Origin of the sequence: Cellulomonas sp. Root137 (genome assembly GCF_001426725.1) — a bacterium.
Classification (GTDB): Bacteria; Actinomycetota; Actinomycetes; order Actinomycetales; family Cellulomonadaceae; genus Cellulomonas.
This window is the reverse complement of record NZ_LMFG01000001.1, coordinates 696601-718324: the sequence shown is the minus strand read 5'-3', so window position 1 is coordinate 718324 and position 21724 is coordinate 696601. Positions and strand designations below refer to the sequence as shown.

The 21724-nt window shown below is 72.6% G+C and carries 28 protein-coding genes; 16 read left to right on the top strand and 12 right to left on the bottom strand.

Features of this window, described 5'->3' with window-relative positions; all coding sequences use genetic code 11:
* The first annotated feature begins 95 nt into the window (after nt 1-95).
* Genes ASD18_RS03365 through ASD18_RS03350 form a run of 4 tightly spaced genes read left to right on the top strand, consistent with a single transcriptional unit; the run spans nt 96 to nt 2105 of the window.
* Nucleotides 96-530: a hypothetical protein gene (locus ASD18_RS03365; protein ID WP_056086629.1), complete on the top strand. Its 435-nt coding sequence runs from the start codon at nt 96-98 to the stop codon at nt 528-530.
* A gap of 35 nt (nt 531-565) precedes the next feature.
* Nucleotides 566-991: an organic hydroperoxide resistance protein gene (locus ASD18_RS03360; protein WP_056086625.1), complete on the top strand. Its 426-nt coding sequence runs from the start codon at nt 566-568 to the stop codon at nt 989-991.
* Nucleotides 988-1500: a hypothetical protein gene (locus tag ASD18_RS03355; RefSeq protein ID WP_056086622.1), complete on the top strand. Its 513-nt coding sequence runs from the start codon at nt 988-990 to the stop codon at nt 1498-1500. The genes ASD18_RS03360 and ASD18_RS03355 overlap by 4 nt, the downstream gene beginning before the upstream one ends.
* The gene (locus ASD18_RS03350) at nt 1497-2105 is read left to right on the top strand and encodes a TetR/AcrR family transcriptional regulator (RefSeq protein WP_056086619.1); all 609 of its coding nucleotides are present in this window, start codon (nt 1497-1499) and stop codon (nt 2103-2105) included. Before ASD18_RS03355 ends, ASD18_RS03350 begins: the two co-directional genes overlap by 4 nt.
* Before the next feature lie 53 nt (nt 2106-2158).
* Here the strand turns inward: ASD18_RS03350 and ASD18_RS03345 are convergent, their stop codons facing one another.
* Both ASD18_RS03345 and ASD18_RS03340 read right to left on the bottom strand, forming a co-directional pair.
* The gene (locus tag ASD18_RS03345; RefSeq protein WP_056086616.1) at nt 2159-4039 is read right to left on the bottom strand and encodes a hypothetical protein; all 1881 of its coding nucleotides are present in this window, start codon (nt 4037-4039) and stop codon (nt 2159-2161) included.
* 182 nt (nt 4040-4221) lie between these two features.
* Nucleotides 4222-4764: a hypothetical protein gene (locus tag ASD18_RS03340; RefSeq protein WP_156387869.1), complete on the bottom strand. Its 543-nt coding sequence runs from the start codon at nt 4762-4764 to the stop codon at nt 4222-4224.
* A gap of 117 nt (nt 4765-4881) precedes the next feature.
* Between ASD18_RS03340 and ASD18_RS03335 the strand changes: the two genes are divergently transcribed.
* Both ASD18_RS03335 and ASD18_RS03330 read left to right on the top strand, forming a co-directional pair.
* Nucleotides 4882-5292, top strand: a complete 411-nt coding sequence (locus ASD18_RS03335; RefSeq protein ID WP_056086610.1) for a DUF6855 family protein — start codon at nt 4882-4884, stop codon at nt 5290-5292.
* Between the two features lie 54 nt (nt 5293-5346).
* A complete protein-coding gene (locus ASD18_RS03330) occupies nt 5347-5892 on the top strand; it encodes a hypothetical protein (protein ID WP_056086607.1) in 546 nt (181 codons plus the stop codon).
* Here the strand turns inward: ASD18_RS03330 and ASD18_RS03325 are convergent.
* Both ASD18_RS03325 and ASD18_RS03320 read right to left on the bottom strand, forming a co-directional pair.
* Nucleotides 5877-6287, bottom strand: a complete 411-nt coding sequence (locus tag ASD18_RS03325; RefSeq protein ID WP_056091477.1) for a DUF3224 domain-containing protein — start codon at nt 6285-6287, stop codon at nt 5877-5879. The genes ASD18_RS03330 and ASD18_RS03325 overlap by 16 nt on opposite strands.
* Nucleotides 6288-6297: 10 nt before the next feature.
* Nucleotides 6298-7236 carry a YafY family protein gene (locus ASD18_RS03320; protein WP_235522244.1) on the bottom strand — a complete coding sequence of 313 codons (939 nt, stop codon included), beginning with the start codon at nt 7234-7236 and terminating at the stop codon, nt 6298-6300.
* Nucleotides 7237-7314: 78 nt separating this feature from the next.
* Between ASD18_RS03320 and ASD18_RS03315 the strand changes: the two genes are divergently transcribed.
* The gene (locus ASD18_RS03315; RefSeq protein WP_056086600.1) at nt 7315-7713 is read left to right on the top strand and encodes a VOC family protein; all 399 of its coding nucleotides are present in this window, start codon (nt 7315-7317) and stop codon (nt 7711-7713) included.
* Here the strand turns inward: ASD18_RS03315 and ASD18_RS03310 are convergent.
* The 5 genes from ASD18_RS03310 to ASD18_RS03290 all read right to left on the bottom strand — a co-directional run bounded on the left by ASD18_RS03310 (nt 7706) and on the right by ASD18_RS03290 (nt 11840).
* On the bottom strand, nt 7706-8422 hold the full coding sequence (locus ASD18_RS03310) for a DNA alkylation repair protein (RefSeq protein ID WP_056086598.1): 717 nt from the start codon (nt 8420-8422) through the stop codon (nt 7706-7708). The two genes, ASD18_RS03315 and ASD18_RS03310, sit on opposite strands and share 8 nt — an antisense overlap.
* Nucleotides 8419-10119 carry a GAF domain-containing SpoIIE family protein phosphatase gene (locus tag ASD18_RS03305; protein ID WP_056086596.1) on the bottom strand — a complete coding sequence of 567 codons (1701 nt, stop codon included), beginning with the start codon at nt 10117-10119 and terminating at the stop codon, nt 8419-8421. The genes ASD18_RS03310 and ASD18_RS03305 overlap by 4 nt, the downstream gene beginning before the upstream one ends.
* Before the next feature lie 46 nt (nt 10120-10165).
* Nucleotides 10166-10942 carry a putative protein N(5)-glutamine methyltransferase gene (locus tag ASD18_RS03300; RefSeq protein WP_082573491.1) on the bottom strand — a complete coding sequence of 259 codons (777 nt, stop codon included), beginning with the start codon at nt 10940-10942 and terminating at the stop codon, nt 10166-10168.
* 22 nt (nt 10943-10964) lie between these two features.
* Nucleotides 10965-11354, bottom strand: a complete 390-nt coding sequence (locus ASD18_RS03295; RefSeq protein WP_056086582.1) for a PPOX class F420-dependent oxidoreductase — start codon at nt 11352-11354, stop codon at nt 10965-10967.
* A gap of 69 nt (nt 11355-11423) precedes the next feature.
* Complete coding sequence (locus tag ASD18_RS03290; protein WP_056086580.1) at nt 11424-11840, bottom strand: DUF5684 domain-containing protein; 417 nt, start codon at nt 11838-11840, stop codon at nt 11424-11426.
* A 190-nt stretch (nt 11841-12030) separates the two neighbouring features.
* Between ASD18_RS03290 and ASD18_RS03285 the strand changes: the two genes are divergently transcribed.
* Nucleotides 12031-13491 carry an APC family permease gene (locus ASD18_RS03285; protein WP_056086576.1) on the top strand — a complete coding sequence of 487 codons (1461 nt, stop codon included), beginning with the start codon at nt 12031-12033 and terminating at the stop codon, nt 13489-13491.
* Nucleotides 13488-14411: a universal stress protein gene (locus ASD18_RS03280; RefSeq protein ID WP_056086574.1), complete on the top strand. Its 924-nt coding sequence runs from the start codon at nt 13488-13490 to the stop codon at nt 14409-14411. The genes ASD18_RS03285 and ASD18_RS03280 overlap by 4 nt, the downstream gene beginning before the upstream one ends.
* On the opposite strand, the gene ASD18_RS03275 is transcribed toward ASD18_RS03280, so the two are convergent.
* On the bottom strand, nt 14412-15386 hold the full coding sequence (locus ASD18_RS03275) for a diacylglycerol kinase family protein (RefSeq protein WP_056091474.1): 975 nt from the start codon (nt 15384-15386) through the stop codon (nt 14412-14414).
* 64 nt (nt 15387-15450) lie between these two features.
* Here ASD18_RS03275 and ASD18_RS03270 point away from each other — a divergent pair, with 64 nt between their 5' ends.
* Entirely contained in the window at nt 15451-15993 is a 543-nt protein-coding gene (locus ASD18_RS03270) for an NUDIX hydrolase (RefSeq protein ID WP_235522243.1), read from the top strand.
* 22 nt (nt 15994-16015) lie between these two features.
* Nucleotides 16016-16627, top strand: a complete 612-nt coding sequence (locus tag ASD18_RS03265; RefSeq protein WP_056086567.1) for a LysE family translocator — start codon at nt 16016-16018, stop codon at nt 16625-16627.
* A 4-nt stretch (nt 16628-16631) separates the two neighbouring features.
* Here the strand turns inward: ASD18_RS03265 and ASD18_RS03260 are convergent, their stop codons facing one another.
* Nucleotides 16632-16964: a hypothetical protein gene (locus ASD18_RS03260; protein WP_056086564.1), complete on the bottom strand. Its 333-nt coding sequence runs from the start codon at nt 16962-16964 to the stop codon at nt 16632-16634.
* Between the two features lie 58 nt (nt 16965-17022).
* Between ASD18_RS03260 and ASD18_RS03255 the strand changes: the two genes are divergently transcribed.
* The 5 genes from ASD18_RS03255 to ASD18_RS03235 are packed head-to-tail and all read left to right on the top strand — an operon-like array spanning nt 17023 to nt 20560.
* The gene (locus ASD18_RS03255) at nt 17023-17355 is read left to right on the top strand and encodes a helix-turn-helix transcriptional regulator (RefSeq protein ID WP_056091471.1); all 333 of its coding nucleotides are present in this window, start codon (nt 17023-17025) and stop codon (nt 17353-17355) included.
* On the top strand, nt 17355-17810 hold the full coding sequence (locus ASD18_RS03250) for an SRPBCC domain-containing protein (RefSeq protein ID WP_056086561.1): 456 nt from the start codon (nt 17355-17357) through the stop codon (nt 17808-17810). Before ASD18_RS03255 ends, ASD18_RS03250 begins: the two co-directional genes overlap by 1 nt.
* On the top strand, nt 17807-18217 hold the full coding sequence (locus tag ASD18_RS03245; protein ID WP_200938453.1) for a DUF6069 family protein: 411 nt from the start codon (nt 17807-17809) through the stop codon (nt 18215-18217). The genes ASD18_RS03250 and ASD18_RS03245 overlap by 4 nt, the downstream gene beginning before the upstream one ends.
* A gap of 38 nt (nt 18218-18255) precedes the next feature.
* On the top strand, nt 18256-19326 hold the full coding sequence (locus ASD18_RS03240; protein WP_056086559.1) for a GNAT family N-acetyltransferase: 1071 nt from the start codon (nt 18256-18258) through the stop codon (nt 19324-19326).
* A 31-nt stretch (nt 19327-19357) separates the two neighbouring features.
* Entirely contained in the window at nt 19358-20560 is a 1203-nt protein-coding gene (locus ASD18_RS03235; RefSeq protein ID WP_056086556.1) for an MFS transporter, read from the top strand.
* On the opposite strand, the gene ASD18_RS03230 is transcribed toward ASD18_RS03235, so the two are convergent.
* Nucleotides 20561-21667 carry an AI-2E family transporter gene (locus tag ASD18_RS03230; protein WP_056086554.1) on the bottom strand — a complete coding sequence of 369 codons (1107 nt, stop codon included), beginning with the start codon at nt 21665-21667 and terminating at the stop codon, nt 20561-20563.
* Nucleotides 21668-21724 lie beyond the last annotated feature (57 nt).

Below are 21724 nucleotides of genomic sequence, written 5' to 3'. Positions count from 1 at the left end.
GCCGGGGCCGGGCCTTCACCATGTCGTCGAACGGGACGCGGCTCCTTCGACAGCGGGGGCGGACGAGTTCTGACGGCGCGTGGGACGCTGGACCGGTGAAGCTCTTCGCGCGTCGGGGCGCGGTCCCCGCGGACGTCGGTGACGGGTTCGTCGCCGGGGAGGCGGTCGCGCTGCAGACCGCGTTCGCGGGGGCGCTGATCCCCGCCGAGCGCGCCGCGCAGGCACCCGTGCGCGTGGACCTGACGCTCGAGACGGAGGGCGGCGGACGCGTCGTGGTGGTGTGCCGCAACCACGTCGTGGGTTTCGTGCCGCCGTCGCGCGAGGAGTCCGCGCGTGCGCAGCTGGCCGCCGCGGGCAGGGCGCGGCTCGAGACCTCCGGGCAGGTGTTCCGCGACGCCGAGGGGTGGTGGCGCCTGTGGGTCGGTCCGCCCCGCACGGGTGCCTTCCCCGCCCCTGAGCCCGGGGCCGACACCCTCGGCGAAGCCCGGCGCAAGATCTTCGGGATCGCCCTCCCGGACGACCAGGGTTAAGGTAGGTGTACTAGTTCGTCTACCAAGGAGATCTCGTGGCCGCTCTGTACACCGCCATCGCCACCGCGACCGGGGAGGGGCGTGCCGGAGGGCGTGCCGTCAGTGACGACGGGACCCTCGACCTCACGCTCGCCGTCCCCGCCGCACTCGGCGGTCGCGGCGGTGGCACCAACCCGGAGCAGCTCTTCGCCGCCGGCTGGGCGTCGTGCTTCCACTCGGCCCTCAAGACCGTCGCGGCCGCGGAGAAGACCCCGCTCTCCGACTCCGCGGTCGTCGCGGAGATCGGCCTGGTGACCACCGGCTCGGGCGGCTTCACCATCGAGGCGGCGCTGCACACCGAGATCGCCGGGCTCGACCAGGCCACCGCCGAGCGTCTGGTGGCCCGCGCGCACGAGGTGTGCCCCTACTCCAACGCCACGCGCGGCAACATCGCCGTCCGCCTGACGACGACCACGGCATGAACGTCGGGCGCACGGCACGCGCGCTCGCCACGGTGCTCCGTGGCGACGTCGTCGCGGACCCGCCGAGCCGGCGCAGCGGCGTGCTCCGGACGGTCGGGCGTGTGTGGCTCGGCGCGACCCTCGCGCTCGCGGGGACCTCGCACCTGACGGTGGCGCGCGAGGAGTTCCAGGCGCAGGTGCCGACGTGGTTCCCGGCCGACCCGGACGCCGTCGTGCTCGCGTCCGGCGTGGTGGAGATCGCGCTCGGCTGCGCGCTGCTCGCGGCGCCCGGACGGCGGCGCCCGGCGGTCGGCTGGATCGCCGCCGGCTTCTTCGTGGCGATCTTCCCCGGCAACATCTCGCAGCTGGTCACCCGGACCGACGCGTTCGGGCTCGAGTCCGACACCGCCCGGGCCGTCCGCCTGCTCGGCCAGCCGGTGCTGGTGCTCTGGGCGCTGTGGTCGACGGGCGCCTGGCGGTCCCTGCGTGCCGCGCTGGCAGCGCAGCCCGCGGAGGCACTGCCGCGATGACGACGGCCCTGGCAGACGCCCCGATCGTCGGGCGGCCGACGCGCGACGGCGGGCAGTCCGACGTCGCCCGCCGGATCCTCGACGCGGCGGCGCCGCGGTTCTACCTCGAGGGGATCCGCGCGGTCAGCGCCGACGCGGTCATGGCGGAGGCCGGGGTCACCAAGGTGACCTTCTACCGGCACTTCCCGACGAAGGACCACCTCGTCGAGGCCTACCTCGAGACGGTCGCCGCGGCGGAGCGGCATGCCGTCACCACGTGGCGCGCCGAGCTCGCCGGCGACCCGACGGCGGTCCTGGCGGCCTACGCCGACCAGCTCGCCGCCCAGGTGTGCGGGAGCGCCTTCCGCGGGTGCCCGTTCCTCAACGCCGCCGCGGAGTACCCCGACGTCGCGCACCCGGTCCGCGCCGTGGCCGAGCGCCACCGCCAGTGGCTCCGTGACGTGGCCGAGGAGCTGGTCGCCGAGCTGGGCCACCCCGAGCCCCGCTCCGTCGCGGTGCAGCTCGTCATGCTCCGCGACGGGGCCATGGCCACCGGCGCGGGGGTCGAGCCCGCCGAGGTCGGCAGGGCGCTGCGCCGCGCGGGTCGGGCCGTCCTGCGATCCTGACGACGAAGGGCCCGACCGCGATGGTCGGGCCCTTCGCCGTTCTACCGGTCAGCTCAGGGGACCGGCCACTCCAGCACCGTGCTCGGGCCCGCGAAGGTCGGCGTCACGGGGTCGCCCGTATCGTTGACCACGTGGTCGATGGTGCCCGCCGCGTTCAGCGAGACCGTCAGCACGTTGTGCAGCTTCACGCCCGGCGTGACCGGCACCTCGTACGCCCGGCTGAGGTGCAGGGTCGGGTTCACGTTGGTGTAGATGTACGCGCCCATGCCCCAGCCCTCGTGCACCTTCACCTTGTCGCCCACCTTGTAGGCGGCCCAGCCGTTGACTCCGTCGTGCTGCCAGGACGCCTGGTCGGGCGCGTCGTAGGGCAGCTCGTTCTGGAACATGATCGTCTTGCCGCGCTCGCCGTTCCAGATGACGTTGTACTTCTGGTAGTGCTCGGAGAACAGGCCCGTCGCGGTGACGTCGTTGCCGTTGACCAGCACGCCGGTCTCGGCGGTGTTGATGTCCCAGCCGACGCCGGTGCCGTGGTCCGCCCGCCACGCCCACGTGTGGTCGATGATCGTCTGGTTGGTGTTGACCACCAGGCTCTGCGTGGCCTTGCCGACGTCCTCGCCACCGATCCGGAAGAACACGTCCTGCACCGCGGTCGGGTTGTTCGCACTGCTCAGCAGAGGCTTCTTGTGCTTGCCGTCGAGCGTCGAGAGCTTGGTGCCCAGCTGCAGGAGCGCCGGGGAGTTCTTGGTGCCGGCGTCGAACATGATCCCGGCGATGTCGATGCCGGGGACGTCGAGCGTCTGCATGGCGACCACACCGTTGTCCGGGATGATCGTCGCCAGCCCGAGGCCGAGCACCACCTGGTTGGGCCACAGGACGTTGAGCGTCTTGTTCACGTGGTAGACGCCCGGCGTGAACAGCACGTTCTTGCCCAGCGCCAGCGCGGTGTTGATCCTCGAGGCGCTGTCGCCCGGCTTGGCGACGAAGAACTTGCTCAGCGGCAGCGACTTGCCGGGCGTGCTGCCCGCGGCCCACGTGGCTCCGGCGGAGTTCTTCTGCGCCGCCGGGACGAACACCTGGTACTTGCCCGCGTCGTCCACGTAGAGGTACGGCTTCTCCTTGGAGGCCGGCGTGGTGTCGAGCGTCGTGTACTTGGGCTCGCCGACCACCGGACTGAAGTTCGTGGCGGGAGCACCCTGGACGCCCGCGAACACCTGGTTCCAGACGCTGTTGCTCCATCCGGCGACCGAGCCGTTGCGGACCAGGAACTGCTGCTGGCTGCCGCTGACCACGAAGGGCAGCGTCGAGTCGGCGATGAAGCCGCCCGAGGCGTACTGCGGGCCGGCCGTGCAGTAGTCCATGAGGCTGACGTTGGCGCCCGTGACGTTCACACGCCGCATCGGGGCGGCCTGCGAGACGGCCCAGAAGTTGGCCGAGCTGCGGCAGCCGTCGGCGTCGCCGGCCGCGTACTGGATGGTCAGGTTGGACAGCGAACGCCAGAAGTTCACCAGCGCGATGCAGTTGGGGTCCGCGCCCTCGGGCACGGGGAGGCACTGGTTGTAGACCTCGATGGCACCGTTGATGACCACGTCGCCGGGGTCCTGGCCCAGACCGGCGACCTCGGTGAAGTAGCCGACCTCGAACCGCAGCGGCTGCTCCGGCGTCCCGTACGTGCCCGGCTTGAACAGCAGTGCGTACCGGCCCTGCCCGAAGTGCGCGGGGACCTGCTGGGTCGCGATGGCGTCGACCGTCGCCTGGATCTGCTCGATCGGCTGGCTGGGGTCGAAGACGATCGTGTTCGGGCCGAGGTCGACCGGAGCGGCCGCCTGGGCGGGGGCGGCGATCAGGGGGACCAGGGCGACGGCGAGCGCGGTGGCCAGCACCGTCGCGGTCCGTCGGCGTCGGGGACGCGAGGGGCTCTGCCTACGAAGGAGCATGAGGGACCTTTCTCCGCACAGGGGACGTCGCAAGACGGCTCCCCGCGCGCGAGGAGGCACCGCCGTTGGCGCCGGTGACCGGACATTCGGTGCCGGTCAGGACGAAACGTACTCAGTTAGTGACTCGTGTCAACCCTGACAGGTCGGTAAGTGTTTGCCCGATCGGGTGACATCCCCGCTGGTCAGTGGCGGACGTCGCTCGTCTGGGCCAGCCGCGCGATCCACGACGGCGTGGGCCGCCCACGCCCGCGGTCGGTGACCACGCGCAGCCGCGCGGCCGCGACCTCGGACCGCGACACCCGCACCACCGGCCGGGCCGTGGACGGTCGCACCGGCGTCCGGTCGTCGTCGACGGGCACGAAGTCCGCGTCGTCGCCGGCCCCCCGCTCCTCGGCGGCGTCGAGGACGTCGAGCGACAGGCCCGCCAGGAACGCGTCGTCGTCGGGGCCGGCCAGCGGCGAGGACGCGAGCAGCACGAGGGCGTCCAGACCGATCGCCCGCCTGCTCTCGTCCGCGGAGAACGCCAGGTCCACCGCCCACTGCACGCGCGCCCACCACTGCGACCGCGAGTCGGCGGCCGTGCGCTGCCGCACCGTGAGGATCCCGACGATCAGCGCGCCGATCGCGCCGATGGCCGCCACCAGCGGTCCGAGGGTCGCGACGACCACGTACCAGGGCTCGTCCGACACTGCGCTCACCAGTCCTGCAGCCACCAGCCCGCTCATCCAGCCTCCTGCGTCGATGCCGGTCGCGAGCGTATCGGGCGCTTCGGACACTGCGCAGGACCGCCCGCCGGGTCGATAGTGGACCGACACGCTTCGCGACGTCCGAGGGAGAGACCGATGGCCGGCACGGGAACCCAGGACGACCCCTGGCAGCTCACCACGGCACCCGGCTCGTCGGAGTACACGATGTACCGCGACGAGTCCGCCGACCCGCCCGCGCTCGTCTGCCAGGTGGGCTCGACGACGCTGAGGTACCACCTGAGCGCCGTCGACGACCTGCACGTGTGGCTGCTGGCGCAGGGCGGCGCCGTGCCCCTCGGCGCCGCGGACGAGCAGAAGCCGGCTGCACCCGGGACCGTCGAGGCGTGGGGTCGCGACGAGGCCAACCCGGTGGGCGGCTGGTACGGGCTGCGCAAGGGCTACCGCGGACGGTTCGGCATGTACCTGCCGCCGCTGCTCGAGGCGCTCGGCCTGGCGGAGCTGACCCACGACGCCCGCAACAACACGGTCCGGGCGCTCCCGCGCTGAGAGCCCGCTGAGGGGTCGGGGCGCCCGTACCCGGCTCCCCCTAGCGTGACTGCCATGACGATCGCGACGGCGTGGGGCGTGACCGGGTCCGAGCAGCGGCGCTCGTACCCGTGCGACGACCTCGTCCCCGCACCCGCGCGACGACTGTTCCGCGGGGTGGACGTCGCGGCGCCCCCCGACGTGGTGTTCCGGTGGGTGTGCCAGTTCCGCGTGGCGCCCTACAGCTACGACTGGATCGACAACGGCGGCCGACGCAGCCCGCGCGTGCCTGTGCCGTGGACGTGGGACCTGGAGGTCGGCCAGACGTTCTCGCGGATCTTCACGCTCGCCTCGTTCGCCCCTGGCGAGCACCTGACCGTGCGGATGAACGCGGCCGGCACGCGGGTGTTCGGGGACGTCGCCGTCACCTACGCGGTGCTCCCGGCGGGCCCGGCGCGCACCCGGCTGGTGGCGGTGCTCCGGAGCCCGGAGCCGACCACCCGGCTGGGAGCGGTCGGCGCCTGGCTGCTCGCGTGGGGCGACCTCGTGATGATGCGCAAGCAGCTCCTGACGTTCGCGCGGCTCTCGGCCGCGGAGCACGACGCTCAGCCCAGCGTGTAGTCGAACCTCATCCGGTGCGTGCCGTCCGCGTCCACCACCAGCGCGCCCCCGCCCGCGATCCCGGCGAGCTCGCCGGTGCCGCTCGACGGGACGACCGCGAAGTGCTCGTCGTACCGGTCCGTGCCGTGCGTCGACGCCGCGTGGACGAAGTTGAAGGTGCCGGCGCGTCCGTCGAGGGTGCCCTCGAACGACTCCATCGCCACGTACGTCCCGACGCCGTGCTCCGGGTCGAACGCCGACGTGAACAGGGTGGTGGACCGCCCCTCGACGCCGCCCGCGTACTGCTTGACCATCGTCGCGAACCCGACAGCGAGCGCCGTGCTGACCGGCTCGGCGTCCTGCTCGACCGGCACGCCCGTGAACCCGCTGACCGTGAACGTTCCCTCGGAGATCATGCGCGGCACGCTAGCGAGGACCACCGACATCCTCGTACAGCCCGACCAGCTCCGTGCCCAGGACCGCCAGCTCGGCCCGGACGGAGGCGGGCTCCAGCACCTCGACGGCCGCCCCGAACCCCGCCAGGTGCTCGGCCACCGACCGCGCGGTGTGCGACCCCACCTCGAGCCGCACCCGGCCGTCGGCGTCGGTCCCGAGGACGGTGACGTGCCGCCCGAACTGGCTGCGCAGCACGCGCACGAGGAACGGTGTCGTCAGCACGGTCGCGGTCACCCGCGAGCGGCGCTCCTCGACCTCGTCGACCACCGACTCCCAGATCCCGGCCACGTCCAGGTCGTCGGGCCGCGCCGCCGCGGCGTCGAGCACGGCAAGGCTGATGATCCGGTCCAGCCGGAACGTCCGCCGGCCCGCGGGCGTCCCGGCCACGAGGTACCAGTGCTCGCCCTTGTCGACGAGCGCCCACGGGTCGACCGTCCGCTCGGACTCGCCGGCGCGCCCGCTGTACACGAGCGTCACCTGCCGCCGACGCACGACCGCCCCCTGCAGCTCCTCCACCCAGGGCTGCCGCGCGCGGGCGGAGGATCCCCACCCGACCGGGTCCACCAGCACCGCCCGCCCGGCGGCCTCGGCCTCCGCCCGGAACGTCGCCGGCAGCGCCCGGACGAGCTTGCGCAGGGCGGAGGTCGCGTCGGCGGACCGGTCGGACGACGAGCCGACCAGCAGGAACAGGGCCTGCGCCTCGGACGCGGTCAGCCCGGTGAGGTCCGTGCGCGCACCGCCGACGAGCGACCAGCCGCCTCCGCGCCCCGGTTGCGGGTAGACCGGGATGCCCGCCGTGGACAGCGCCTCGAGGTCGCGCCGGGCGGTGGCCACGGACACCTCGAGCTCGTCCGCGACGTCCGCGGCGGTCACCCGGCCGCGCGCCTGCATCAGCAGGAGGGTGGCCACCAACCGGTCTGCGCGCATGGTCAAGAGTCGCAAGCAAAGTGCTCAGAAGGTGAGCACTTAGCCGAGGATCCTGGACTCATGACAACAACGACGAACACCTTCCGTGGCCTCGCCAACGTCTCCTTCTTCGCCGACGACCTCGACGCCGCCCGCACCTGGTACGCCGAGCTGTTCGGCGTCGAGCCGTACTTCGTCCGCGACGGGTACGTCGAGTTCCGGATCGGCGACCACCTCGACGAGCTCGGCATCATCGACCGCCGCTACGTCCCCGGCGCCGGTGGCCCCAGCGGGGCCGTCGTCTCCTGGCACGTCGACGACCTCGAGGGCACCCTCGCGCGGCTCCTCCAGCTGGGCGCCACGCAGCACGAGGGGATCGTGGAGCGCGGCGCCGGGTTCGTCACCGCCTCGGTGGTCGACCCGTTCGGCAACCTCCTGGGCATCATGACCAACCCGCACTGGCTGGAGATCGTCAGCTGACCCGCTGCTTCGCCTGCATGTAGTGCGTCCGGACCTCGGAGTCCAGCCGCTCCAGCGAGTACCGCAGGGTGGTCCGGGGCATCGTCGCGGCGTGCGCGTCGAGGTAGGCCAGGAGCCGCGCCTCGTCCTTCTTGCCGGCCTCGCGCAGCATCCACCCGATCGCCTTGTGCATGAGGTCGTGCCGGTCCGGTTCCAGCAGCGCGGCCAGCGCGAACGTGTGGTCCAGGGACCCGGCACGGATGAGCGGGAACGTCCCGACGATCGCGATGCGCCGCTCCCACAGGAGGTCCGAGGCGGCCAGGCGGTAGAGCACGTCGGCCGGCAGGCCGGCCAGTACCGCGCGACCGAGCACGTCCGGCGCGCTGGCGTCGACCAGGTCCCAGTTGTTCACGCGGTCGGTGCGCCGCAGGTACAGGTCGAGCAGCTCGCGCCGCCGCTCCGACGAGGTCCGCTTCGCCGCGCACTCGATCGCCATGATCTTCAGCGCCAGCAGCCGCACCTCGTGGCGGTCGTCCTCGAGCAGCTCCTCCACGGCGGCGACCGGCAGGCCGAGGTGCTCCCTGGCGACCGCGGTCACCTGCGGGACGGTCAGCCCGAGGAACTGGTCGCCCTCGCCGTACCCCCCGGGTCCGGTCTTGAAGAACGCCGCCATCCCCGCCGCACGCTCCGGGTCGGCCAGCGCCACGAGACGAGCGACGGCGGTGCTCATCCGAGGGTGACCGTCAGGACGGCGACGTCGTCGCGCCGGAGGGTCGACGGAGCCAGGGCCTCGATCAGCGCCCACGGGTCTCCCGGGACCACGGTCTGCACCGTGGCGACCAGCCGGGCCAGGCCCGCGCGGAGGTTCTCCCGCCGGCGCTCCACCAGGCCGTCCGTGTAGAGCACGAGCACGTCGCCGGGGTACAGGACCACCGTGTGGTCCCGGCGGACAGCCCCCGACCGGAACCCCAGGAGCAGGTCGGGCGTGCCCTCCAGCTCGGCGGCCGCACCGTCGCTGCGGAGCACCACGGGAGGGGGGTGCCCGGCGCTGGACCAGCGCAGCTCGCGCCCGCCGTCGGCGCCCACCGGGTCCAGGTGCGCCAGCACGGCCGAGCCCGTCGCCCGCAGCCCCACGCCCAGGTTCGCGTCGTCCAGCCGCCGCAGGATGGCGCCGGGCGGCTCCTGGAACGTCCAGGTCAGCCCGCGCAGCATCGACCTGAGCTGCCCCATGAGCGCGGCGGCGCCCATGTCGTGCCCGGTCACGTCGCCGATCATCAGCGCCGTCGACCCGTCGGGCAGCGCGATGGCGTCGTACCAGTCCCCGCCGACGTCCTCGCCTGTCGAGGCCGGGGCGTACGCCGCGCTGATCGTGAGGCCGTCGACCGTCGGCAGGTCGGTCAGCATCGCGGCCTGCAGCACGTGCGCGACCTCGCGCCGCTCCTCCAGCAGCTGCGCACGGTCGAGCGCCAGGGCGGCGTACGCGGCCAGCGCGCTCAGGACGGACCGCAGCTCGCCGTCCATCCCGCGCGGCAGCTGCCAGCGCAGCAGGACGGCGCCGAGCACCCCGGTGGCCGCAGTCAGCGGCAGGATCGCGAGCGCCCCGTCACCACCCAGTCCGGCGGTCGACGGGAAGGCGGCCGCCATCGCCGCGCCGTCCTCGAAGATCTGCGGCCCGTCGCCGGTCACCGCCGCCACGGACGGCCACCGCGTGTCGGACAGCGGCACGTCTCCCCAGAGAGCCGCGGGCACGCCGTCGACCTGCTCGTACCGCACCCAGCGGAGGACCTGCTCGTGCACCACGGCCACGGCGGTCCGCCGCGAGCCGGCCGCCGTCACCGCCACGCGCTGGATCGTGTCCAGCACGTCGTCCACCGACACCGCGTCCGCGAACGCCTCCGACATGAGGAGCATCAGGCGGGCGTGCCGGTCGCTCTGCGTGGCCGAGCGCTGCGCCCGGCGCGCCCGATCGCCGAGCGCCCGCAGCTGGACCTCCGACGAGCACGCCTGCGCGAGGTCGGAGAGCACCGCGAGCTCCTCCGGCGTCCACTCCCGCGGCTGGTCGTCGATCGCGCACAGAGAACCGACCGCCCGTCCGTCCAGGTCGTGCAGCGGGAAGCCGGCATAGGCGATCGCGCTCAGGTCCGGGATCGCGAGGTTGTCGCGCAGGAAGTCGACGTCGCGCGCGTCGGCGACCACGAGCGGCGCGTCCGAGCTCACCACGTACTGGCAGAACGAGTGGGACAGCTCGGTCCCGCGCCGCGACATCCAGGGCTCGGGCAGCCCGAGGGCACCGGGGAACACCTGACCGACGTCGTCGACGAACGACACGAGCGACACGGGTGCGCCGACGAAGGCCTGGGCGAGGCGCGCGAACCGCTGGTACGTCGGGTCGGCCTGCCCCTCGGGCCCGGCGTACGCATCGGTCACGGGCTGATCATGCCCCCCACCCGCGAGATGCCCCAGTCCGGCAGCCCTACGGCAGGGTCCCGACGACCACCGTGGCCCCGGCGTCCTCGTCGACCACCACCCGCGGCACCAGCCCCGCGCGCGTGAACGCCTCGACCGCGGCCGGGACCTGCCCCTCGCTGGTCTCCACCAGCAGGTGACCACCCGGCACCAGCCACCGCGGCGCCACCGACGCCACCCGGCGCAGCACCTCGAGCCCGTCGGACCCGCCGTCCAGCGTGACCCGCGGCTCGTGCAGCCGCGCCTCGGGCGGCATCAGCCCGATCGCGTCGGTCGGCACGTACGGCACGTTGGCGACCAGCAGCTGCACCCGACCGCGCAACGACGCCGGCAGCGGCTGGTCCAGGTCCCCCTCGAACACCTGCCCCCCGACCGCGCCCACGTTCCGGCGCGCGCAGCGGACCGCCGCGGGCTCCACGTCGGCCGCGTACAGCTCCACCCCACCCAGCAGGTGCGCGAGCGCCACCCCGAGCGCCCCGGAGCCGCAGCAGAGGTCCAGCACCACGATCGGCTCGGCGGTCCGCGGGGCCAGCCGCGCGGCCTCCCGGACCAGGAGCTCGGTGCGGCGGCGCGGCACGAACACCCCGGGGTCGATCCCGATCCGCAGCCCGCAGAACTCCGCCCACCCGACGATGACCTCGAGCGGCTCCCCGGCGACGCGTCGGGCCACCAGCCCTTCGAGGTCGTCGGACCCCGTCTCGAGCAGGAGCGTCGCCTCGTCCTCGGCGAACACGCAGCCGGCAGCACGCAGGGTCGCGGTGATCTCCGCGTGGCTCAGGGGCACGGCGGGCAGGCTACGCCCGCGCTCAGTCGCGCGTGATGCGCAGGATCACCCGGTTGTCGTCGCCCTTGCGGCCCAGCTTCTCGATCCCCATCATCACGCGGTACTCGAGGCCGTACTTCTCGACCATCACGTCGTTGCACCGCTCGCGCGCCGCGTCGTCGTCGAGGATCTGGCCGACGCCGGTCACCGTCGGGGCGTCGTCGTCGACGTTCCCGAACCGGCTGCTCGGGGACATCTCCACGCGGGGGTCGCGGCCGAGCCGCTTGACCTTCCCGCTGCCCCGCGGCGTGGTGACGAGCAAGGAGTCGCCGTCGCGCCCCACCCACACGGTCGTCGGGACTCCCACCCCGGACTTGCGGAAGGTGGTCAGGGAGATGAACCCCTCGTCGGCGAGGGCGTCGAAAGTCGTCATGCGCGATGGTCACCCACGCACGAGGCGGCCGCACCCCGTGGGGGTACGGCCGCCTCTCGCAGAGCTGTGTCAGGCGGTGGCGTAGCCGACCGGCTGAGCCGCGTCCGCGCCCCGGTAGGGGTTGGAGTCGTAGCCGAGGACGTACAGGAAGATGATCGGCAGGAACACCAGCCCGACCGTGAAGCCTGCCCCGTGGCCGAACGAGAGCGACAGGGCGTGGTAGACGAGGACCAGGATCACGATGTTCACGATCGGGATGAGGAACAGGACGATCCACCAGAGCGGCTTGCCCGCGACCTTGAGCAGGACGATCGTGTTCCAGATCGGGACGAACGCCTGCCAGGTGGGCTCGCCTGCCTTCTTGAAGATCCCGAACAGCGCGAACGCGCCGATCAGGTAGCCGACGAGCCCGCCGATGACGCCGGGGACGGGGCTCACGCTGGTGGTCGTGGTGGCCACCTCGGTGGCGAGTGTTGTGATGATCATGCGCGGACAGTAGCGACAATCCCGTGCCCGTGTGCCCGAAATCGCGCAGCGTCTCAGCGCGTGTTCTGGGAGTCGGCAGTGTGGTACCTGTACGCGTCCACCAGCCTTGCCGCCGGTCCCTCCTGCTCCTACGGTTGCGGGACACACGGCGACGGCCCGGGCAGGTGGGCCCCCTCAGAGAGGCCCGCCCATGACGGTTCCGCAGGTGTCCCTCAGGTCGCAGATCTGGCGCAAGAAGCCGATCACCACCGCGAGCGCGAAGTCCAGCGAGGGCCTGGAGCGCTCGCTCGGCACGTTCACCCTGATGATGTTCGGCGTCGGTGCCACCGTCGGCACCGGCGTCTTCTTCGTCATGCACGAGGCGGTTCCCGACGCGGGTCCCGCCGTGGTGATCTCGTTCCTCCTGGCCGGCCTGGCGGCCGGGCTGTCCGCGCTGTCCTACGCGGAGATGGCGTCGGCCGTGCCCGTCTCCGGGTCGACCTACTCCTACGCGTACGCGACTCTCGGCGAGGTGGTCGCGATGGGGGTCGCGGCCTGCCTGCTCCTCGAGTACGGCGTCTCCACCGCAGCCGTCGCGGTCGGGTGGAGCGGTTACCTGAACCAGCTCCTGAACAACCTGATCGGCTGGGAGATCCCGACGGCGCTGTCCTCCGCGCCGTGGGACGCCGACCCGGGCCTGATCAACCTGCCGGCGCTGGTCCTCGTCGCCCTGTGCGCGGTCCTGCTGATCCGGGGTGCGTCGGAGTCCGCCAAGGTCAACGCCGCGATGGTCATCATCAAGCTCGCGGTGCTGGTGCTCTTCGTGGCGGTCGCCTTCACGGGGTTCAACGCCGACAACTTCGCGGACTTCGCCCCCATGGGGGTCACCGGGATCACGGCGGCCGCCGGCACGATCTTCTTCACGTTCATCGGGCTCGACGCCATCTCCACGGCGGGCGACGAGGTGCGCGACCCGCAGAAGACCATGCCGCGCGCGATCCTCGGCGCGCTGGCGATCGTCACCACGATCTACGTGCTGGTCGCCGTGTCGGCCCTGGGCACGCAGCCGTGGGAGGCGTTCAGCGACACCGAGCAGGGCGAGGCCGGCCTGGCCAAGATCCTCGAGGACGTGGTCGGCGCCACCTGGCCGGGCACCATCCTGTCCGCCGGTGCGGTCATCTCGATCTTCTCGGTGACCCTGGTGACGATGTACGGGCAGACGCGCATCCTGTTCGCCATCGGTCGCGACGGCCTGCTGCCGAAGTCGTTCGCCCGGGTCAACCCGCGCACGCACACGCCGGTGAACAACACCGTCATCGTGGCGAGCGTGGTCGGGGTGCTGGCCGCGTTCGTCCCGCTCGACTACCTCTGGGACCTGGTGTCCATCGGGACGCTCATCGCGTTCATCGTGGTCTCGGTCGGCGTGGTCATCCTCCGTCGCACCCGTCCGGACCTGCCCCGCGGGTTCAAGGTCCCCGGCTACCCGGTCACCCCGGCGCTCGCCGTGCTGGCCTGCCTCTACATCCTGTCCGGCCTGCACTGGTACACGTACGCCTGGTTCCTGCTCTGGCTCTCCGTGGTGCTCGCGTTCTACTTCCTCTGGGGGCGCAAGCACTCGGTGCTGCAACGCGCGGCGGAGGCCGGGATCCTGCAGGACGAGGACGTGCGATGACGATCGTCGTCGGCGCCAACCCGTTCGGCGACTCCCACGGTGCCATCGACCTCGGCGTCACGCTGGCCCGCACGCTGCCGGAGGCGACCGGCCCGGACGTGCTCGTCATCGCGACCGTCGTCCCGCCCGGCTGGACGGTGCCGTCGATGGCGCGGGTCGACGGGGAGATGCAGGAGTGGGTCCAGGCCCGGGCCGACGAGGCGGAGGCCGCCGTGCTCGACGCCCTCGGCGGGCGCGCCGACGACCTGACCATCGAGTTCGTCCGGCTGCACGACCGCTCGACGCCGCGGGCGCTGGCCGTCCTCGCCGAGGAGCGGGACGCGACCGCCCTGGTGCTGGGCTCGTCGCCCACCGGCACCCCGGGTCGGGTGGTGATCGGGTCCACCGCCGACTACCTGCTGCACTCGTCGCCGGTCCCGCTCGCCATCGCGCCGCACTCCTACCGGTGCCCGCCAGGCCCGGCGGCCGACGTGGTCGCGCACCGTCTCACCTGCTCGTTCAGCGGCACCGACCTCGCGTCCGCCGCCGTCCGGTGGGCCGCACGGCTGACCCGCGAGATCGACGTCGGGCTGCGCATCGCCACGTTCGGCGTGCGGTCGCCCACCATGTACCCCCCCGAGATCGGCACCGACATCGAGGCGGAGGTCAACGAGCAGTGGCGCGCCCAGATGGTCGACGCGCAGCACGCCCTGCAGGCCCGGCTCGGCAGCGACCTCGACGACGACGTGGAGCTCGTCGTCGCGTCCGGCAGCAGCTGGTGGGAGGCGCTCACGTCCGTCGACTGGCTGCCGAACGAGCTGCTCATCCTCGGCTCGTCGAGCGCCGGCGCGCTGCGGCGCGTCTTCCTGGGCACCAACGCGACGCGGATCATCCGGCACTCACCGGTCCCCGTGCTGGTGGTGCCGCACGACGAGCTGTGATCAGTCCTGGGCCGGTGCGCCCTCGGTGAGGTCCTCGGACGTGTCCGGCTGGTAGACGCACACCCACAGGGTGTCCGGGCGGACCGTCACGTCGAGCGTGGTCGACGGGTCGATGACGTCGCCGTCCAGCTGGCGGGGCTGCGGGCGGTCGCTGGTGATGGTGATCCGCGACCCGCGCAGCACCTCCATGTTGGGCACCTTGTTGCGGCCCGGGCGCAGGACGCCGAACGCGGTCTGGATCCAGTGGCCCAGGTTCTTCGGCGCCAGCACCGCGACGTCCATCTGGCCGTTGTCGGGCTCGGCGTCGGGCAGCAGGTTGACCCCGCCCTGCAGGCGTCCGACGTTGCCGACGAGCACCGTGCGCGCGCGGCGGCGCAGCACGGGGTAGTCGTCGACCTGGACCTCGACCTTCATCTCGGCGTCGTTCAGGTGCTTGAGCGCCGAGTAGACGTACGCCACGGAGCCGATGACGGCCTTGAGCTTGGTGGGGGCGTCGTCGACCATCGCCGCGTCGAGACCCATGCCGGCCATGACGGCGAACGTCTGCCCCTCGACCTCGCCGAGGTCGACCAGCCGGCGGCCGCGGTCCAGGGCCAGCTGCACGCCCTCGATCGTGTCGGTGGGGATGCCGAGGTTCGTGGCCAGCAGGTTGCCGGTGCCGCCCGGCAGGATCGCGAGCGCCGCCTCGGTGCCGGCCAGCCCGTCGATGCACGCGCGCACCGTCCCGTCGCCGCCGGCGACGAACACCACGTCGGCGCCGTCGGCAACCGCCTGCTTCGCCTGGCCGGTGCCGGGGTCCTCCGCGGTCGTCTCCAGCCAGGCCGGCTCGGGCCAGCCGGCCTCGGCCAGCTGCTCCCGGATGCCGGCGCGGAGCTCGTCGAGACCTTCGACCCGGTTGGGGTTGACGATGACCGCCGACCGCAGCGGGGCATGGTCGAGGCGTTGCTCGGCGGGCGTCTCGTGGGGGATCGTCACGTCGGCGAGTATGAGCCCGGCTCTGCCGACCGGCCACTCGGAACGGGCACCGTACGCTGCCGCGGTGATCACCGACGTGCTCGACGCCTGGACCCCCCACGACCCCGCCCAGGCCGGTCTGCTGGCGGAGTACCGCGCGTTCGTCGCCGCGTCAGGGCCGGCCGCGACCGACCGGTCGCTAGGCCCCGAGCACCTCACGGCCAGCTGCTTCGTCCTCACACCGGACCTGTCGAGCGTGCTGCTCTGCTTCCACCGCAAGGGGCAGTTCTGGGTGCAGCTGGGTGGCCATCTGGAGACCGGTGACACCTCGCTGGCCGACGCCGCCTACCGGGAGGCCCGTGAGGAGGGCGGCATCGTCGACCTGCTCCCCGGCGGTCCTCTGCCCGCCGACGTGCACCGCCACGAACTGTCCGCCGCCTTCGGTCGGTGCCGCGTGCACTGGGACCTCGGGTTCGTCGCCTACGCGCCCGCCGGCGCGGTGCCCGTGGTCAGCGACGAGAGCGAGCACGTGGCGTGGTTCGACGTGGACGACCTCCCGGCGGGCACGCCCGACGACTTCGCGGTCCGCCTGCGGACCGTGCTCGACGAAGTCCTGGCCACCCGGTAGCACGCGGGGCAGACTGCTGGCCATGACCGTGGCCTTCCTGCTGACCACCCTGGTCATCGTCGCGACCCCGGGCACGGGCGTCATCTACACGGTGAGCGCCGGCCTCTCGCGCGGCACCCGCGCCAGCTTGGTCGCGGCCTTCGGCTGCACGCTCGGCATCGTGCCGCACGTCGTCGCCGCGATGACCGGGCTCGCCGCGGTGCTCAACACCAGCGCGGTCGCGTTCCAGACGCTCAAGCTCCTGGGCGTCGCGTACCTGCTCTACATGGCGGTCCGCATGTGGCGGGACCGGTCGGAGATCATCGTCAGCGGGCAGACCGAGCCGCTGTCCGCGGGCCGCGTCATCTGGTCCGCGGTGCTGCTCAACGTGCTCAACCCCAAGCTGACCCTCTTCTTCTTCGCCTTCCTGCCGCAGTTCGTGCGTCCCGACGAGCCCGGCGCGCTGCTGCACATGGTCGCGCTGAGCGGGGTGTTCATGGCGATGACGTTCGTCGTGTTCGGCATCTACGGCGCGTGCGCGGCCGCCGTCCGGTCGCAGGTGGTGTCGCGGCCCCGCGTGGTCCTGTGGATGCGGCGGACCTTCGCGGGTGCGTTCGTCGCCCTCGGCGCGAAGCTGGCCCTGACCGACCGGTGACGGGCTAGGCGTCCACCGGCTCGACGGTCCCGACCTGGACGCTCCCGCCGGTCATCGCGTCGGAGAGGCAGTCGAGCACGCGCTGCACGTCCGCCTCGGTGGCTCCCGTCGCGAACACGGCCGTCACGGTCGACTGCCAGGTCGTCGGGCTGGTCAGCGCGGGATCGTCGAGGCACGAGGCCCAGTCGCCCTCCGGCTCGGTGAGCTGGACCGCCCACGGTCCGTCGTCGGGGATCCCGGTCGGTCGCGTCCCGAGCCCGGCCAGGACGGACAGCGCCAGCGCCACCGCGAGCACCAGGGCCGCGACGACGCCGACCTTCCCTCTGATCGCTCGCACCCCACGATCCTACGGCCCGTCATTGCACCGATCGGTTCAGTGTCGTATGGTGAACCACATGGTTCAGCATGACACCCTCGACCGGATCTACTCGGCGCTCGCCGACTCGACCCGGCGCGACATCCTCACGCGACTCGGAGACGGCCCCGCCAGCATCGGGGAGCTCGCCGAGCCGCACGGCATGACCCTCACGGGGATGACTAAGCACGTGCGGGTCCTGGAGGACGCGGGCCTCGTCCGCACCGAGAAGGTCGGCCGGTCCCGGCAGTGCCGGCTCGGCGAGGAGCGACTGGACGACGCCATGGCATGGATCTCGTTCTACCAGCGGCTCTGGGAGCGTCGGCTCGACGGTCTCGAGGCCTACTTCACTCTCCAGAAGGGCACGGACTGATGACGACCACCGACACGCTCGAGCTGCGTATGACGCGCGTCCTCCCCGCCACCCCGGAGCAGGTGTTCGACGCCTACACCGACGCGGAGAAGCAGAAGATCTGGTTCTCGATCCTCGACGAGACGCCCGGGATCGTGGAGATCACCGTCGACCTCCGCGTCGGCGGCCAGCAGACCGCCGTCTGGGGACCGGACCGCGACACCCTCTTCCACGAGACCCAGACGTTCCTGGTCATCGACCGCCCGCACCGGCTGGTCACCGAGTCGTCCGGGGGCGGCCCGGACGGCTCGTCCATGACCACGCACGTCGACATCACGTTCGAGGCGGTCGACGGCGGCACCCTCATGACCATCGTGCAGAGCGGATTCCCGGCCGTCGAGGTGCGCGACTTCTTCTCGCAGCAGGTCTGGGTGGGGGCGCTCGACCGCATCGAGGCGTTCCTGGTCCGGCAGTGACCGCCACCGCCACGCGGGTGCGCACGCGGCCCGCCGCGGTCGTCGTGGTCGGCGCGGTCCTCGTCGCCGTCGTCGTGAACCTGGCGATCTACGGGATCGGGCGGGCGGCGGGGGCGGACTACGAGTTCACGGCGGCCGGCGGGTCGCCGTCGACCGTCGACGCCCTGACCGTCGCGGGGTTCACCGCGGTGCCGCTGCTCGTGGGCCTCACCGTGGCCGCACTGCTCCGGCGATGGTCCTGGGCGATCCCCACCGCGCTCGTCGTCGCCCCCGTGCTCGCGGTCGCGACGATCCTCGTGATGACCGTCCCGGCGGACTTCGACACAGCGAGCACCGTCACGCTGGCCTGCTGCCACCTGGCGCTCGTGCCCATCTCGGTGCTCGCCCTGCGCGCCCTGCGGCATTGACGTTGCCGCGCCGCGGTGACGGGCACGAGGCTGGCCCGATGGTCGACCTCGTGCACGTCCCCGCGGACCCCGCCCACCCCGACGCCTGGACGGTCGAGGGGACGGTGTACGTCGGTGATGCCGTCGACCTGGCCATCCACGGCTCGACGGACTTCTCCCTCGACGTGCCGACCACCCGCGCCACGCTCAGCGAGCCGCACCGCAAGGTCCACCGGCTCGTCGCGGTCCCCCGCGGCTCGCGCGAGCCGCGGGCCGTCGTCGGACGGGCGATGATCGGCCTCCCCCTGGTCGGCAACGCGCACGTCGCCGTCGTCTACGTCGCCGTGCACCCGGACTGGCGACGACGCGGCATCGGCTCGGCGCTCTGGGACGCAGGGATCGAGATCGCCCGCGACGCCGGTCGCCGCGTCGTCATCTCCGACTCCAGCTACGCACCCGAGCCCCCACCGGGGCCGGACGCCCTCGAGTCTCCGACCGGCAGCGGACGCATCCCGCTCCACGACGACGCCACCCGGTTCGCCCTCGCCCGCGGGTTCACGCTCGAGCAGGTGGTCCGGCACTCGGTGCTCGACCTCCCGGTCGCCGAGTCGGTGCTGGGCCCGCTGCGGCGCGATCCCGCACCCGACTATCGCGTCCACACCATGCGGGACGAGTATGCCGCCGAGTGGCTCGACGAGCTGGCCGTGCTGAAGACCCGGATGAGCACCGACGCCCCGTCGGCCGGCCTCGACCTGGTCGAGGACCCGTGGGACGCCGACCGTGTCGTCGCGAACGCCGCCGACATGCGCTCGCGCGGGCAGGGGTTCCTCGTGGCGGTCGTCGAGCACGTGCCCACCCGGACGCTCGCGGCGTTCTCGATGGTCGAGTACCCGCTGGACAAGCCGGCCGTGGTGTTCCAGGGCGACACCCTGGTGCTGCGCGAGCACCGTGGGAACGGCCTCGGGATGGTCGCGAAGATCGCCGTCCTCGACGCGCTCCCCGGCGTCCGGCCCGCCGCCGAGCGCATCCACACCTGGAACGCGCAGGAGAACTCGCACATGCTCGCGATCAACGTGGCGCTCGGGTTCCGGCAGGCGAGCGTCGACGCGGAGTGGCAGCGGGCGCTGTGAGCCTGTCGGGGGTGCGTGCGAGCATGCGCCGGTGACCGGGACCGAGCAGAGCACGTGGCGCCCTGGGTCGGTCGGCGAGGCGGCCGGCGGCCTCGGCGCCCTCACGCTGGCGACCTTCGTGGCGATCACCACGGAGCTCGTACCCGTCGGGCTGCTCCCCCAGATCAGCTCCGACCTGGACGTGACCGAGTCGATCGCCGGGCTGCTGGTCACCGTGTACGCGTTCATGGTCGCCGCGCTGGCGATCCCGCTGACCCTGGGCACCCGCCGCCTGCCGCGCAAGGGGCTGCTCCTGTGCACGCTCGTCGCCTACACGGTCAGCAACGCGCTCGTCGGGATCGCACCCTCGTTCGGGCTGGTCGCCGCCGGGCGCGCGGTCGGCGGGATCGCGCACGCGCTGTTCTTCTCGCTGAGCATCGGGTATGCGTCGCGGCTCGTCCTGCCGCACGTCACCGGTCGTGCGCTCGCCCTGGTCACCGCGGGGGCGTCCGCCGGGCTCGTGCTCGGCGTCCCGCTGTCCACCGCGCTGGGCACCGCCGTCGGCTGGCGCAACGGGTTCCTCGTCCTCGCCGGGGTGTGCGCGCTGGCGACCCTGCTGGTGGCCCTGCTCCTCCCGGCCGTCTCCGCCGACGACGACGCCCCGCACCCCGCCCACACCCGCACCGACCGGCGGACCCGGCTCGGGGCGGTGTCCGCGGCGAACACGCTCACCTACCTCGCGCAGTACACCGTCTACACGTACGTGTCGGTGATCCTGCTGGCGACCGGGCTGAGCGAGACCGCCGTCGGTCCGGTGCTGCTCGGGCTCGGCGCCGTGGGGCTGGTCGGCACCGCCTACGCCGCGCTGTCCCTCGACCGGAACCCACGGCGCGGGACCCTGGTGGTGCACGCCGTCATGGCGCTCGCCCTGCTGACGCTCGGGCTCGTGTTCCCGTCACGCGTCGGCGTGCTCGTCGCGGCCGCCGTGTGGTCCGGCGCGTTCGGCGCGATGGCGTCCGTGTTCCAGGCCGCCGCGATCCGCACGCGTGGGGGCTCCCCTGATGTCATCGGCGCCCTCGTGAACGCGACCGCGAACATCGGCATCGGCGGCGGTGCGGCGCTCGGGGCGCTGGTGCTCGTCGGCCCGGGCCTGGGCGCCCTGCCCTATGCCGGTGCCGGCCTGGTAGCGGTCAGCCTGGTGGTGATCGCGGTGGCGCGACGCGCGTTCCCGGCGCGGATCGAGAGCGTGGAGTAGTCAGCTCGCAGCCGGCTCGTCCACGTCGGCCTCGGCGTCCGGCGCGGGAGCCGGCGGCAGCTCCTTCGCCTTCGGCAGGTCCTCCCCGGACAGCCACGAGTACCACGCCGTCGCCGGCCCGCCCTGCAGCAGCACCGCGCGCGTCAGCAGGGTCAGCGGCACCGCGAGGATCGCACCGAGCGGCCCGATCACGAAGGTCCAGAAGATGACCGACACGAAGCTGAGCGTGAGCGTGATGTTCACGGCGTCGGAGACGAACTTCGGCTGCACCAGCACCTGCAGCACCACGTTGACCACGCTGTAGACGGCGACCACGGCGAGCGCGAGCGGCCACCCACCGACGACGAGGGCGAGCAGCGTGGGCGGGACGACGCCGATGACGAAACCGACGTTCGGGATGAAGTTGGTGACGAACGCGAGGATCGCCCACACCGCGGGGGCGGGGACACCGAGCGCCCAGAGGGCGAGCCCGTCGATGATCGCGACGACCGCACCGAACGAGGCACTGACCACGAAGTAGCGGCGGACCCCGATGTTGAAGGTCGTGGCGCGGCCGAGCACGTTGCCCTGCGTCGCTCCGAAGTGGTCGTCGGCGCCGTCGTACCGCGCGGCGTCGACCGAGATGAAGATGACGTAGGTGACCACGACGAAGAGGGTCGTGAGGATGCCCATGACCGCGCCGCCCAGCGACGCGGCGACGCCCACCAGCTGCGACGGCTGCAGGGCGTCCCGGATCGAGTCGATCGAGCTCTGGTCCACCCCGATCGACGCGAGCCACGCGGTGATGTCGGCGATCGACGACTGCAGCTCGTTCAGGTAGTCCTGGACCAGCCCGCCGAACTGGATGCCGGCGAACGTCAGCATCGCGATCAGGGCGAGCAGGATCAGGTAGACGACGAGGATGACGACGGTGGTCGCGGCCGCGCGCGGCCATCCCCGGCGCTCCAGGGGGTGCCGGAGCGGGTGCACGATGATCACGAGCACCGCCGCGAGGAACAGTGGGGCGAGCACCTCGCGCGCGGCGTGCATCCCGGCGAGCACCACGACGGCGGCCGAGAGGAACAGCAGTGTGCGGGTCGAGGGCGCGAGGCCCTGGGGCGATGCCATGGGCGCGTGCTCCTTCGAGGGTCTCACCGAGCAGGTGCTCGCAAGATACAAGGCATC